At 45.9% G+C, this 207-nt stretch carries 1 rRNA gene; it reads left to right on the forward strand.

The window, feature by feature from the left end:
* Positions 1–64: 64 nt before the first annotated feature.
* Positions 65–207: ribosomal RNA gene (locus IC21_RS14220) — 16S ribosomal RNA — on the forward strand; the annotation flags it as partial.

The raw sequence follows: 207 nt of genomic DNA on the forward strand, positions 1-207 counted from the left end.
GATTGTTCCTTGAAAACTGGACAAAACGAAACGTCAAATTCTTTTTGAGCTTTTATCAAACATCTTTACTGAGAGTTTGATCCTGGCTCAGGACGAACGCTGGCGGCGTGCCTAATACATGCAAGTCGTGCGGACCTTTTAAAAGCTTGCTTTTAAAAGGTTAGCGGCGGACGGGTGAGTAACACGTGGGCAACCTGCCTGTAAGAC

Origin of the sequence: Heyndrickxia coagulans DSM 1 = ATCC 7050 (genome assembly GCF_000290615.1) — a bacterium.
GTDB classification, from domain to species: Bacteria; Bacillota; Bacilli; order Bacillales; family Bacillaceae_C; genus Weizmannia; species Weizmannia coagulans.